This window comes from Actinomadura geliboluensis, assembly GCF_005889745.1.
In the GTDB taxonomy this organism is placed as follows: Bacteria; Actinomycetota; Actinomycetes; order Streptosporangiales; family Streptosporangiaceae; genus Spirillospora; species Spirillospora geliboluensis.
Genome location: NZ_VCKZ01000284.1, coordinates 1 through 12,410, shown reverse-complemented (window position 1 = coordinate 12,410; position 12,410 = coordinate 1). Strand labels below are relative to the sequence as shown.

The window sequence follows — 12,410 nt, the reverse complement described above, 5'->3', positions numbered from 1 at the left end:
TCGCCGGGGTGTACGCGCGCCAGGTGCCGTCCTTGGTCGCCTTGAACCCGCAAGGCACCGGCCACCCCGCACCGGGGGGCGTGGGGGGTCGCCCCCCCACACCTAAGACGCCTGAGAGACGGTCGACATGTTGAAGTCGCCCACTCTCAGCGCCGGCATCGCCGCCCGGGTGAAGTAGTCCGACCATTCCCGCGGCAGTGTCGCCGTGGTCTCGCCGATCTCGGCGATCCGGGACAGCAGGTCGACGGGGCTCTCGTTGAAGCGGAAGTTGTTGACGGCTCCGACGACTTCGCCGTCTTCGACGAGGTAGACGCCGTCGCGGGTGAGCCCGGTGAGCAGGAGGCTCTGCGGGTCGACTTCGCGGATGTACCACAGGCAGGTGAGCAGCAGCCCGCGCTCGGTGCGGGCGACCATCTCCTCGAGGGTGGCGCCGCCGTCCGGCCCGACCAGCGCCAGGTGGTCGATGGCGGGGGTGACGGGGAGCCCGGTGCGTGCGGCGGAGTGCCGGGTCTGGGTGAGGGAGGTGAGTTCCCCGTCGCGGATCCAGTCGGTGGCGGTGAGCGGGAGCCCGTTGTCGAAGACGGACGATTCGCGGCCGGAGGCGTGCGCGACGACGAACGGGCTGCTCTCCATGCCGGGCGCGGCGGGGTCGCTGGACAGGGTGACGGGCAGGCTGGCGAGGCGTTCGCCGACGCGGGTGCCGCCGCCGGGGGCGCTGAACACGGTGCGGCCGTCGTGGGCGTCCTGGGCGCCCGCGGACCAGTACAGGTAGATCATGAGGTCGGCGACGGCGGACGGCGGCAGGATCGTCTCGTATCGCCCGGCGGGCAGGTCGACGCGCCGTTCGCCCCAGTCGAGCCGCCGCGCGAGGTCGGCGGTGAGGGCGGGGACGTCGACGCCGGTGAAGTCGCGGGTGCCGACGCCGGCCCAGGCGGAGCCGCCGGCGCCCTTGGCGTTGAGTTCCAGGAGCCCGGTGGGCTGGTCGTGGCGGAGCCGCAGCCCGGCGGAGCTGCCGAGGAACGTCGAGGTGAGGACGTGGTTGGCGAATCCGTAGAGGCGGCGGTCGGCGGACTGCGCGGCGGCGAACGCCTCGCCGAGCGCGGGCGCGAGGCCCTCGAACACGCCGATGCCGGTCTCGGCGGGGTCGTCGTCCCAGCCGGACGCCCCGGCGGGGCCTTCGGTGACGAGGGGCGCGGCGTCCTCGGCGGGTTCGTTGCCGGCGGCGTCGGCCTCGGCGGCGCGGACGAGTTCCTCGATGCCGCCGGCGCCGACGGCGGACCGGGACACGACGCCGGCGGCGACGCCGCCGGCGGTCTCGCGCAGGGCGATGACGGTGAGCCGGCTGGAGCGGGTGACGCCGTTGGTGGTGAGGGTGTTGCCCGCCCACCGCAGGTTCGCGGTGCTGGTCTCGTCGGCGATGACGATGCAGTCGTCGGCGCGGGACAGCGACAGGGCCCGTTCGACGGCCTCCTGCGGCCGCATGGTGGTCACTGGCCGGCCTCCTTCAGCGTGTTGAGGATGTTGACGCCGCGGAACAGCGCGGACGGGCAGCCGTGGCTGACGGGCGCGACCTGCCCGGGCTGGCCCTTGCCGCAGTTGAACGCGCCGCCGAGCACGTAGGTCTGGGGGCCGCCGACGGCTTCCATGGAGTTCCAGAAGTCGGTGGTGGTGGCCTGGTAGGCGACGTCGCGGAGCTGCCCGGCGAGCCGCCCGTTCTCGATCTTGTAGAAGCGCTGGCCGGTGAACTGGAAGTTGTACCGCTGCATGTCGATCGACCAGCTCTTGTCGCCGACGATGTAGATGCCGCGGTCGACGCCGGAGATCAGCTCGTCGGTGGAGGGGCCGCCGTCGGCGGGCTTGAGGGAGACGTTCGCCATCCGCTGGATCGGCATGCTGGACGCGGCGTCGGCGAACGCGCAGCCGTTGGAGCGGGCGGCGCCGGTGAGGCGGGCGATGCGCCGGTCGGTCTGGTATCCGGTGAACAGGCCCCCGGTCACGATGTCGAAGGACTGGGTCTGCACGCCCTCGTCGTCGTAGCCGATGGTGGCCAGGCCGTGTTCGGTGGTGCGGTCCCCGGTGATGTTCATGACCTTGGACCCGTACTGCAGGGCGCCGAGCTTGTCGGGGGTGGCGAAGGAGGTGCCGGCGTAGGCGGCCTCGTAGCCGAGGGCCCGGTCGAGTTCGGTGGCGTGCCCGATCGACTCGTGGATGGTCAGCCACAGGTTGGAGGGGTCGACGACGACGTCGTAGGAGCCGGGGTCGACGGTCGGCGCGGCGAGCTTCTCGGCGAGCATCTCGGGGATGCGGGCGAGTTCGCCGTCCCAGTCCCAGTGGTCCCCGGTCAGCCATTCCCACCCGTATCCGGCGGGCGGCGCGACCGTCCGCATGGTGTCGAACAGCCCGCCGGCGATGCCGACGGCGTTGACGACGGGGTGGAGGCGGACGCGCTGCTGGGTGGTGACGGTCCCGGCGAGGTCGGCGAAGAACTTGTTCTCCTTGACCTGCAGCAGGGTGGCGTCGACGTGGTCGACGCGGTCGTCGCCGAGCAGCCGGCGGCTCCACCCGGCGAGCAGTGCGACCTTGTCGCCGGTGGGCACGTCGAACGGGTCGGTCTCGTAGGACGACACCCAGGTCCGCTCGCCGTGGACGGGTTCGGGGGCGAGTTCGATGGGCTCGCGGTTGACGGGCCTCGCGACGGCGGCGACCTCGACGGCCTGCGCGGCGACGCGCGCGGCCCCGTCGGGGGTGAGGTCGATGCCGGCGGCGAAGCCCCAGGTGCCGTCCTTGACGACCCGGACGGACAGGCCGACGTCGTCGGCGTCCAGCGCGGTCTCCAGGGCGGCGTCGTGGAGCCGGAGGGTCTGGCTGCGGATGCGTTCGAGGCGGAAGTCGGCGTGCTCGGCGCCCAGCTCGCGGGCCCGGGTGAGGGCCGCGTCGGCCAGCGCGCGGAGCGGCAGCGCCGTGAAGGCGGGATCGATGTCATGCACCTTCCGCAACCTACCCGCCGCGCCCGCGCGGGGCCGAGAACAAATGCGGGTCGCGGGTTCTTGTCGGTTCGGCACATCCGCAGGGCGCGGTGGGGGCCGCTAGGGTCGTGCCCAGTCTTCCGAGTACGAACGTCTTCTGAGCACGCAAGTCGACGAGAGGGTCCTGATGAGTCGCTCTGTCCTCGTGACCGGCGGTAACCGGGGCATCGGCCTCGCCATCGCCCGTGAGCTGTCCGCGGCGGGCGACGCGGTCGCCGTCACCTACCGGTCTGGGGAGCCCCCCGAGGGGCTGTTCGGCGTCCGGTGCGACGTGACGGACGCCGAGGACGTCGACGCGGCGTTCGCCAAGGTCGAGGCCGAGCAGGGCCCGGTCGAGGTGGTGGTCGCCAACGCGGGCATCACGAAGGACACGCTGCTGGCCATCATGAGCGAGGAGACGTTCACCTCCGTGCTCGACACGAACCTGACGGGTTCGTTCCGGGTCGCGAAGCGGGCCGTGAAGGGCATGATGCGCAAGCGGTCCGGCCGGATCGTGCTGGTGTCGTCGGTCGTGGGGCTGATGGGGTCGCCGGGGCAGTCGAACTACGCGGCGTCCAAGGCGGGCATGGTCGGGTTCGCCCGGTCCCTCGCCCGCGAGCTCGGCTCCCGCAACATCACGGTCAACGTGGTGGCGCCCGGGTTCGTCGACACCGACATGACGGCGGTGCTCAGCGAGGACCAGCAGAAGGCCATCACCGCGGCGGTCCCGCTCGGGCGGATCGCGCGGCCGGAGGAGATCGCGAAGGCGGTGCGGTTCGTCGCGAGCGAGGACGCCGCCTACATCACCGGGGCCGTGATCCCGGTCGACGGCGGACTGGGAATGGGGCACTGACGGCATGGGCATTCTCGAAGGCAAGCGGATCCTGGTCACCGGCGTCCTCACCGACGCCTCGATCGGCTTCCACATCGCGCGGGTCGCGCAGGAGCAGGGCGCCGAGGTCGTCCTGACCGCCTACCCGCGCCCGACCCTCACGGCGCGGACCGCGAAGCGGCTGCCGACGGGCCCGGACAACCCGCCGCCGGTGATCGAGCTGGACGCGACGAGCGCCGAGCAGCTGGACGCCCTGGCCGGGAACCTGCGCGAGCAGGGCTTCGACCATCTCGACGGCGTCGTCCACGCGATCGCGTTCGCACCGCAGACCGCGCTCGGCGGCGCGTTCCTGGAGACGCCGTGGGAGGACGTGGCGACCGCCGTGCACGCGTCGGCGTACTCGCTGAAGTCGCTGACGATGGCGTGCCTGCCGCTGATGAAGGACGGCGGCTCGGTCGTCGGCCTGGACTTCGACGCCACGAAGGCGTGGCCGGTGTACGACTGGATGGGCGTGGCGAAGGCCGGCCTGGAGTCGTGCGCCCGCTACCTGGCCAAGTACCTGGGCCCGCAGGGCATCCGGGTGAACCTGGTCGCGGCGGGTCCGCTGGCGACGATGGCGGCCAAGAGCATCCCCGGCTTCGAGGGCATGACGGACATGTGGCCGAAGGCGGCCCCGCTCGGCTGGGACATCAAGGACAGCGAGCCCACGGCCCGCGCCTGCGCGGCGCTGCTGTCGGACTGGTTCCCCGCCACCACGGGCGAGATCGTCCACGTCGACGGCGGCATCCACGCCATCGGCGGCGCGTACTAGCCCCGGACGTCCCGAAGGCCGGCGCCAGGTGCTCGTCGCACCGGCGCCGGCCTTCGCGTGTCGGCGTGCCGGAAGTGTGTGCCCCGGGCCGGGTGTCAGCGGCCTGCGCGCCGACGGCGGAGGACGCGTCCGGCGGCGCTGAGGTTGAGGGCTCCGGCCGCTCCAGCGGCGCCGGCCGCGGCGGCGACCAGCAGCAGCTGCCGGTTGTCCTGGCCCGCGCCGGACCCGGCGGCGACGGGGGAGATCAGCCGGGTCTGCGGCATCGGGGCGGCGCCGCCGGCGCCGGTGCGGTAGGCGCTCGGGTCCGCGGCGATCTCCGGGGTCGGCAGGACGCCGGGCAGCCCGGCGGCCGGGACCTGGCCGTTGTAGGGCCGCAGGCCCGCGCCGCCGGTCATGGGCGACGGCCCGGACGGGTCGGCGGCCCGGGCGCCGCTCGGCGGCGCGGCGGGCCGGCGCGGCTTGGCCGCCGTCTTCTTGCCGGTGGACTTCTTGGTGCTCTGCGAGGTGGTCTTCTTCGGTGCCGGCTTCGCGGTGGTCTTCGTCGGCGCCGGTGTCGGGGTCGGCGTCTTCGGGGTGAGGGCCTCGCGCAGGTTGCCGAGGTTGCACTTCCAGTTCTCGATCGTGCTCTCGGGGTCGGTGCCCTTCGTGCACTCCTGCGCCGCCGCCGCGTCGGCCGGCGGGGCCGCGAGCACGAGGACGAGCGCCCCCGCCGAGACCGCCGCCGAAGCCGAACCGAGCCGCCTGAGCCCCTGGGGCATGTTCTTCCTCCACCCGATGCCGTGCCTGAAACAGCCGGCGTGCCTGAAACCGCTGCCCTGCAGGGCCTTCACGCGCCCGACCCTGTTGACATCGTGTCCCATACGGGCCCGCCCGTAAACCGCGACACGGTGGTTTCTTTACCTCGCGTTGGCCTCGGCGGGCCTCACTGGGCGACGAGTGACGCCAGGCGGGTGCGCCGCGGCGCCGGACCCCCCTCGCGGACGGCCGCGGCCAGCGCCGGCCCGGCCGCCTGCACGACCGACAGGTGCCGCCGCGCCAGCCCGAACGCGGTGGCCACCAGCGGCCGCGACAGCCCCTCGGCGGGCAGCACCGCCACGACGGCGGGGCGGCGCGTCCCGCGCGCCAGCGCGACCGGCACGGCCCAGCCGTGCCGCAGCCGGGCCGCGTCCGCCGGGGCGACGGTGGCCGGCCCGGCGGGGAAGTCGATGTCGAGGCCGTGCGGGCCGCCGCCGGTCACCGTGCCGGTCTCGCCGACCGCGGCCTGGGGGAGCGGCGCGGCCACGACGACCCGGTCGCCGGGGTCCATCCCGCCGAACGCGCCCGGCCCGGGGTTCAGCCGGGCCTTCAGCGCCGCGTTGAGCGCGCCCGCGCCCGCCGGGCCGCCCGCCGCGGGCGCGACGGCCTGGACGTCCTCGGCGGGGATGCCGAGCGCGCGGGGGATCGAGTCGGTGAGCAGCTGCACCGCCCGGTGCACCGCCTCGCCCGGGTCGGCGGCGGGCACGATGACGACCTCCCGGTCCGGCGCGTCCACGGCGGGCAGGTCGCCGCCGCGCACCGCCGCCGCGAGCACGCCGAGCGGGCCGGACGGCGGCGCCGCGTCCAGCGTGACGACGGGGACGGTCTCCGACGCCTCCAGGTCGTCCAGCGGCCGGCCGGGCCCGGCGGGCGGCGCGGCGCCGGGCTCGGCGCACAGCACCAGGTGGGCGCCGTCCGGGCACGCCTCCGCCAGCGCCGCGCACAGCTCGACGTCGAGCGCCGACGCGTCGGCCACCACGAGCAGGTCGAGGTCGAGGGGGTGCTGCTCGCCGCGCCCGTAGACGACGCCTCCGCCGGGCGCCTCCCGCGGCTCCAGGAGCCGGTGCAGGCCGGTGACCGCCACGCCCTCGGGGGCGGGCAGGCCGGCGGCGGCGCGGTCGGTCGGCGCCGCGACGGCGACCCGCAGCCCGGCGGCCGCGGCGGCGCCGGCGATCCCGGAGGCGGCCGCGGCGAGCCCGTCGGCGTCGCCGCCGCGCAGGACGCTGACGCCGGTGCGCAGCGCGGCGGTGAGCGCGAGCGACCGGTCCTCGGGCAGCCCGTCGCGCAGCTCCTTGACGGCCGCGTCGTCCAGCAGCGGCGCGGCGGTGAGCGTGAGCCGCTGGAACCCCTCGGCGGCGGCCTCCTCCGCGAGCGCCCACCGCGCCGCGCCGAGCATCTCCTCGGGCTCCTCCGGCTCCGCGTCCTCGGCGAAGGACTCCTCGTCGAACTCCGGCTCCTCGGTGAGGGAGAGGACCTCGGCCTCGTCCAGCGCGGCCTCCACGGCGGCGCGCGGGTCCGGGACGCGGGCGCGCTCCAGCGCCGCGACCACGTCGGCGGCCGGCGTGACGGTGTGCCCGGCGCGCGCCGCCTCGGTCAGCAGGTGCAGCACCAGCGCCCGGCCGCGCCGCACGTCGCCCGGCCCCGCCGCGTCCCCGAGGACGGCGCGCGCGAAGTGGTCGGCCTGCGGGGGCCGGACGCCGGGGACGCGCAGCAGCAGCCACGGGTCGGCGCGCAGCCGGTCCGCGGCGTCCGGGCCGAGCCGGGCGAGGGCGCCGGCCGCGAGCGGCGCGGGCGCGCCCGCCGCGGCGAACAGCTCGGTCAGGGCGGCCAGCCCGTCGTGCGCGCTCCGGCCGGCCGCGACCGGCGGCGCCGGCTTCGGCCGGGCGGGCCCGGGCGGCGCGCCCTGGGGCCCGGGGGGCGCGCCCGCGGGCGCGCGGTCGTCCAGGGCCCCGGCGGCGGCCTCGGCCGCGCGCAGCGCCGCGGCCGCGCGGGCGGCCCGCTCGGCGGGGGAGGGCTGGTCGGATGCGGGTTCGGGGATGTCGGTCACGGGCTTCCCGTCGCGGTGTCGGAGACGTCGTCGAGCGCCCCCCGGATCTCGGCCGGCAGAGTCAGGTCCTCGCTCTCCAGGATCGCGCCGAGCTGCGCGGCGGTCCGGGCGCCGACGATCGGCGCGGCGACGCCCTCCCGGTCGCGGACCCACGCCAGCGCCACCGCGAGCGGGGACCGGCCGAGGCCCTCGGCGGCGGTCACCACCGACTCCACGATCCGGGCGCACTCCTCGTCCAGGTAGGGCGAGACGAAGTCGGCGAAGTGCGGGGCGGCGGCGCGCGACCCGGCGGGGATGCCGGTGCGGTACTTGCCGGTGAGCACGCCGCGGCCGAGCGGCGACCACGGCAGCAGCCCCGCCCCGGCGTCCAGCACGGCCGGCACGACCTCCCGCTCGATGTCGCGGGCCAGCAGCGAGTACTCCACCTGCGCCGACACCACCGGGGCGCGGCCCGGCCAGGCGCGCTGCCACGCGGCGGCCTTGGCGACCTGCCAGCCGGCGTAGTTGGCCACCCCGACGTAGCGGGTGCGGCCGGACGCGACCGCCTCGTCCAGCGCCGACAGCGTCTCCTCCAGCGGCGTCGCCGGGTCGTAGACGTGCAGCTGCCACAGGTCGACGTGGTCGAGGTCGAGCCGGTCCAGGGAGGCGTCCAGGGCGCCGAGCAGGTGCCGGCGGGACCCGTCGTAGCGGCCGTTCGGCCGGATCGCCGCCTTCGTGGAGACCACCAGGCCGTCCCGGTCGACGGTCTCGCGCAGCAGGTGCCCGAGGATCCGCTCGGCGACGCCGCCGGTGTAGACGTCGGCGGTGTCGATCAGCGTGCCCCCGGCGTCCACGAACGCGGCGAGCTGCGCCGCGGCCTCGTCGGGGTCGGTGTCCTGCCCCCAGGTCATGGTGCCGAGGCCCAGCCGGGACACCAGCAGCCCGCTCCTCCCGAGGTGACGCTCCTTCATAGGCGGTCAATGTAGCGGTCCGCGCCCGGCGCGCGGAAAGCGAGCGGCCCGCCGCGTGGATCTTCGTCCGGCGCGAAGATCCTGGTGAGCTCTATTGCCGGGGGCCGCCGCCGGGCTAAAGTGCGCAGCCATGGCGCCACCCCCGTTCTCCATGTACTCGCCGAAGTCGCCGGACGGCGACGGCGGCCCGGACGTGGCGCCGGTGTTCGGCGCGGGGCCGGGCGACGACCCCGGGTACCTGGCCTCGCTGCGCGCCGGGACCGAGCTCGGCCGGCTGCGGGCGATGATGCTGGTGCTGCTCGCCGCGCCCGTCCTCATCCTGGCGATCATGCCGCTGATCGTGCAGGACGGCCGCGGGGACGCGCCGCCGTGGCTGTACGCGCCGCTCGCCGCCGCCGCGCTGGTCGCGCTGGCGGCCGGCCCGCTCGCGCCGCGGCCGATCCCGCCGGGCGCCGCGCCCGCCGACCCGGCGGTGGCGGCCCGCGCGGCGCTGCTGGTGTTCCGGCAGGCGGTCCTGCTGCGGTTCGCGCTGGCCGAGGGCGTCATCCTGCTCGGGCTGCCGCTGGCGATGGCCGGCAACAGCGAGGCGGTGTTCCTCGCCGGGTTCGCCGTCGGCTACCCGCTGCTGGTGTGGCTGGCGCTGCCCACGCGCGGCGGCGTGGAGCGGATGCGGCGGCGGCTGGAGGCGCGGGGCGCCGAGTCGCACCTGTGGGCCGTCCTGCTCGCCGCCCCGACGCCCTCCCGCGACGACGCGTCCCAGCCACCGTCCTAGACCCCGCGGCCTGGACTAGACCCCCGCGGCCTGGACCCCCGGCGCGGGGCGTCAGAGCCAGCCGCTCTTGCGCAGCCGCCGGAACAGCAGCACGCATGCGACGGCCATCACCGCGATGACCAGCGGGTACCCGAAGCTCCAGTGCAGCTCGGGCATGTGGTCGAAGTTCATCCCGTAGATCCCCGCGATCGCGGTCGGCACCGCGATGATCGCCGCCCACGCGGAGATCTTGCGCATGTCCTCGTTCTGCTGCTTGCCGAGCAGCGCCAGATGCGCGGTCAGCACGCTGTTCAGCAGCTCGTTGTGCGCGTCGACCTGCTCGTCCACGCGCAGCAGGTGGTCCAGGACGTCGCGGAAGTACTCGCGGGTCGAGCCGCACTCGGCGACGCGGCCCTTGACGATCTCCTGCAGCACTGGCACGAGCGGGTCCTCGGCGCCGCGGAACTCCAGCACCTCCCGCTTGAGCGAGTAGATGGCGGCGGTGACGTCTCGGGCGCCCGGGTCGAACACGGCCCGCTCCAGCCCGATGATGTCGACCTCCACCTCGTGGGCGACCAGCCCGTACCGGTCGACGACCTCGTCGCACACCGCGTACAGCACGGCGGTCGCGCCGTGGGCGATCAGCTCCGCGTCCTCCTCCAGCCGCTTGCGGACGGGCCCGAGCGGGTTCCCGGCGCCGTGCCGGACGGTGACGACGAAGTCCCGGCCGAGGAAGACCATGATCTCGCCGACCTCGATGTCGGAGGTCTCGTCGAGGTAGGACAGCGTCTTCAGCACCACGAACAGGGTGTCGCCGTAGCGCTCCAGCTTCGGCCGCTGGTGCGCCGACACCGCGTCCTCGGCGGCCAGGGGGTGCAGGTTCAGCTCGTCCTTGACCAGCTCGAACTCGTCCTCGTCGGGCTCGAACAGGCCGATCCACAGGAAGCACTCGCCGTCCTCGCGGGCCAGGTCGAACGCGTCGCTGATGTCGCCGTCGATGTCGCGGCGCGTCCCGCCCGCGTAGATGGCCTTGTCCACGATCACGGCACGCATTGTCGCGCATCCGCGCCGCCCGCCGCCTGAATGCCCGGCATCTCCTAGAGTGGCCGCTGTGACGACCCTTCTCCTGGTGAGGCATGGCCTGACCGCGATGACCGGCCCGGTGCTCGCCGGCTGGACGCCCGGGGTGGGCCTCGACGACCGCGGCCGCGCCCAGGCCGCCGCGCTCGCCGCCCGGCTCGCGCCGCTCCCGATCGCCGCCGTCGTGTCCAGCCCGCTGCAGCGGTGCGCCGAGACCGCCGCGGCGCTCGCCGCCGGGCACGCCCCGCCCATCGAGAAGGTCGAGACCGACGACCGGTTCGGCGAGGTCCGCTACGGCGACTGGACGGGCCGCCCCCTCAAGGAGCTCGCCGAGGAGCCCCTGTGGCGGGTCGTGCAGGCCCACCCGAGCGCCGTCCGCTTCCCCGGCGAGGACGGCGAGGCCCTGGCCGCCGCGCAGCACCGCGCCGTCACCGCCGTCCGCGACTGGAACGAGCGCGTCGCCGCCGAGCACGGCCCCGACGCCCTCTACGCGGTGTGCAGCCACGGCGACATCATCAAGGCCGTCGTCGCCGACGCGCTCGGCCTGCACCTGGACCAGTTCCAGCGGATCCAGGCCGACCCCGCGTCCCTCACCGTGATCCGCTACACCGAGACGCGCCCGTTCGTGGTCCGCGTCAACGACACCGGCGGCGATGTCGCCGCGCTGGTTCCGCGACCGCCGGCGGAAGGTTCCGGAAAAGCCGGACTCGGTGCGGGTGACGCGCCCGTCGGCGGCGGCGCGTAGGGTCGGTGTCATGCCCGTCATCTCCTACGACCCGCCGGAGCGCTTCGTCGCCGGCGCCGTCGGCCGCCCCGGCGACCGCGCCTTCTACCTGCAGGCCCGCTCCGGCCACCGGGTCACCAGCGTCGGGCTGGAGAAGTTCCAGGTGACGCTACTCGCCGAGCGCCTGGAGGAGCTGCTGGACGAGGTGCTGCGGCGCAGCGGCGGCGACGCCCCGGTGCCCGCCGTCACCCCCGCCGAGCTCCAGGACGACGGCCCCCTCGACCAGCCGGTGGAGGAGGAGTTCCGGGTCGGCACGATGGCGCTCGCCTGGGACCCCGACGACGAGCAGGTCGTCATCGAGGCGCAGGAGGTCACCGAGTCCGAGGAGGAGCCCGAGGTCGGCGAGGACGACCCGGCGATCGCGGTGCTGCGGGTGCGGATCAGCGCCGCGCAGGCGCGCGCGTTCGCCGAGCGCGCGCTGAAGGTCGTCGCCGCCGGACGCCCCCCGTGCCCGCTGTGCGGCCTGCCGCTGGACGGCGAGGGGCACGTGTGCCCGCGCCAGAACGGCTACATGGGCTGAGATGAGCCCTCATCGTGCTGGATCATGGACGACGCGGCCGGGAGAATGAACGCATGACGCAGTCCTCCCGGGACCGGGCGCCCGCCGGCCGCGACGCCGGCCGGGACGTGCCCGCGCGCCCGGTCTCCCCCCGCGACGCGGCCGCCGCCGAGCGGCTGCTGTCGGCCGGGCGGCTCGGCGTGGAGGGCCGCCTCGTCCAGGCGTCCAACGCCACCCTGTACTGCTCCATCGAGGACGGCGGCACCGCCGCCAACTGCGTCTACAAGCCCGTCGCGGGGGAGCGCCCGCTGTGGGACTTCCCCGACGGCACCCTCGCCGAGCGGGAGGTCGCCGCCTACGAGGTGTCCAAGGTCATGGGGTGGGGCACCGTCCCGCCGACCGTCCACCGCGACGGCCCCTACGGGCCCGGCATGGTGCAGCTGTGGGTCGAGCCCGACCCCGACGTCGACCTGGTCGCGCTGTCGCGCTCCGACGACGAGGCGATCCGCCGCATGGCGGTGTTCGACGCCGTCGTCAACAACGCCGACCGCAAGATCGGGCACCTGCTGCCGCCGGGCGACGGCCATGTCTACGGCTGCGACCACGGCGTGTGCTTCTCCACCGAGTACAAGCTGCGCACCGTGCTGTGGCAGTGGCGCGGCAAGCCGCTCACCCCCGAGGCGCTGGAGGCGCTCGGCCGGGTCGAGGCCGGCCTGCGCGGCGGCGCCCTCGGCGCCCGCCTCGCCGAGCTGCTCACCGCGGAGGAGGTCGACGCCACCCGCCGCCGCGTCGAGCTGATGCTCAAGCACCGCATCCACCCCTACCCGCCGGAGGACTGGCCCGCCATCCACTGGCC

The 12,410-nt window shown here is 75.3% G+C and carries 12 protein-coding genes; 6 read left to right on the top strand and 6 right to left on the bottom strand.

The window, feature by feature from the left end; all coding sequences use genetic code 11:
• Positions 1-102: 102 nt before the first annotated feature.
• Entirely contained in the window at positions 103-1,482 is a 1,380-nt protein-coding gene (locus tag ETD96_RS30800) for a metallopeptidase TldD-related protein (RefSeq protein ID WP_138639999.1), read from the bottom strand.
• 5 nt (positions 1,483-1,487) lie between these two features.
• Positions 1,488-2,987, bottom strand: coding sequence for a TldD/PmbA family protein (locus ETD96_RS30795; RefSeq protein ID WP_138639996.1), 1,500 nt, complete (start codon positions 2,985-2,987; stop codon positions 1,488-1,490).
• Positions 2,988-3,153: 166 nt separating this feature from the next.
• On the opposite strand from ETD96_RS30795, the gene ETD96_RS30790 reads away from it, so the two are divergent.
• Positions 3,154-3,858 carry a beta-ketoacyl-ACP reductase gene (locus ETD96_RS30790; RefSeq protein ID WP_138639995.1) on the top strand — a complete coding sequence of 235 codons (705 nt, stop codon included), beginning with the start codon at positions 3,154-3,156 and terminating at the stop codon, positions 3,856-3,858.
• 4 nt (positions 3,859-3,862) lie between these two features.
• Entirely contained in the window at positions 3,863-4,648 is a 786-nt protein-coding gene (gene fabI / locus ETD96_RS30785) for an enoyl-ACP reductase FabI (protein WP_089325951.1), read from the top strand.
• A 95-nt stretch (positions 4,649-4,743) separates the two neighbouring features.
• Here the strand turns inward: fabI and ETD96_RS30780 are convergent, their stop codons facing one another.
• From ETD96_RS30780 to ETD96_RS30770, 3 genes are all read right to left on the bottom strand, one after another.
• Complete coding sequence (locus ETD96_RS30780) at positions 4,744-5,406, bottom strand: hypothetical protein (protein WP_138639994.1); 663 nt, start codon at positions 5,404-5,406, stop codon at positions 4,744-4,746.
• Between the two features lie 164 nt (positions 5,407-5,570).
• Complete coding sequence (locus ETD96_RS30775) at positions 5,571-7,490, bottom strand: AAA family ATPase (RefSeq protein WP_240808344.1); 1,920 nt, start codon at positions 7,488-7,490, stop codon at positions 5,571-5,573.
• The gene (locus ETD96_RS30770; protein ID WP_138639993.1) at positions 7,487-8,440 is read right to left on the bottom strand and encodes an aldo/keto reductase; all 954 of its coding nucleotides are present in this window, start codon (positions 8,438-8,440) and stop codon (positions 7,487-7,489) included. The genes ETD96_RS30775 and ETD96_RS30770 overlap by 4 nt, the downstream gene beginning before the upstream one ends.
• Before the next feature lie 130 nt (positions 8,441-8,570).
• Here ETD96_RS30770 and ETD96_RS30765 point away from each other — a divergent pair, with 130 nt between their 5' ends.
• Positions 8,571-9,212: a hypothetical protein gene (locus ETD96_RS30765; protein WP_240808343.1), complete on the top strand. Its 642-nt coding sequence runs from the start codon at positions 8,571-8,573 to the stop codon at positions 9,210-9,212.
• A 51-nt stretch (positions 9,213-9,263) separates the two neighbouring features.
• Here ETD96_RS30765 and corA read toward each other — a convergent pair whose 3' ends face one another.
• On the bottom strand, positions 9,264-10,244 hold the full coding sequence (gene corA, locus ETD96_RS30760) for a magnesium/cobalt transporter CorA (protein ID WP_138639992.1): 981 nt from the start codon (positions 10,242-10,244) through the stop codon (positions 9,264-9,266).
• 58 nt (positions 10,245-10,302) lie between these two features.
• On the opposite strand from corA, the gene ETD96_RS30755 reads away from it, so the two are divergent.
• The 3 genes from ETD96_RS30755 to ETD96_RS30745 form a co-directional block, all read left to right on the top strand.
• Positions 10,303-11,016: an MSMEG_4193 family putative phosphomutase gene (locus tag ETD96_RS30755; RefSeq protein WP_138639991.1), complete on the top strand. Its 714-nt coding sequence runs from the start codon at positions 10,303-10,305 to the stop codon at positions 11,014-11,016.
• A gap of 10 nt (positions 11,017-11,026) precedes the next feature.
• The gene (locus ETD96_RS30750; RefSeq protein WP_138639990.1) at positions 11,027-11,575 is read left to right on the top strand and encodes a DUF3090 domain-containing protein; all 549 of its coding nucleotides are present in this window, start codon (positions 11,027-11,029) and stop codon (positions 11,573-11,575) included.
• 53 nt (positions 11,576-11,628) lie between these two features.
• Positions 11,629-12,410: SCO1664 family protein (locus ETD96_RS30745; RefSeq protein WP_138639989.1), on the top strand; the 782-nt coding region annotated here is incomplete at its 3' end.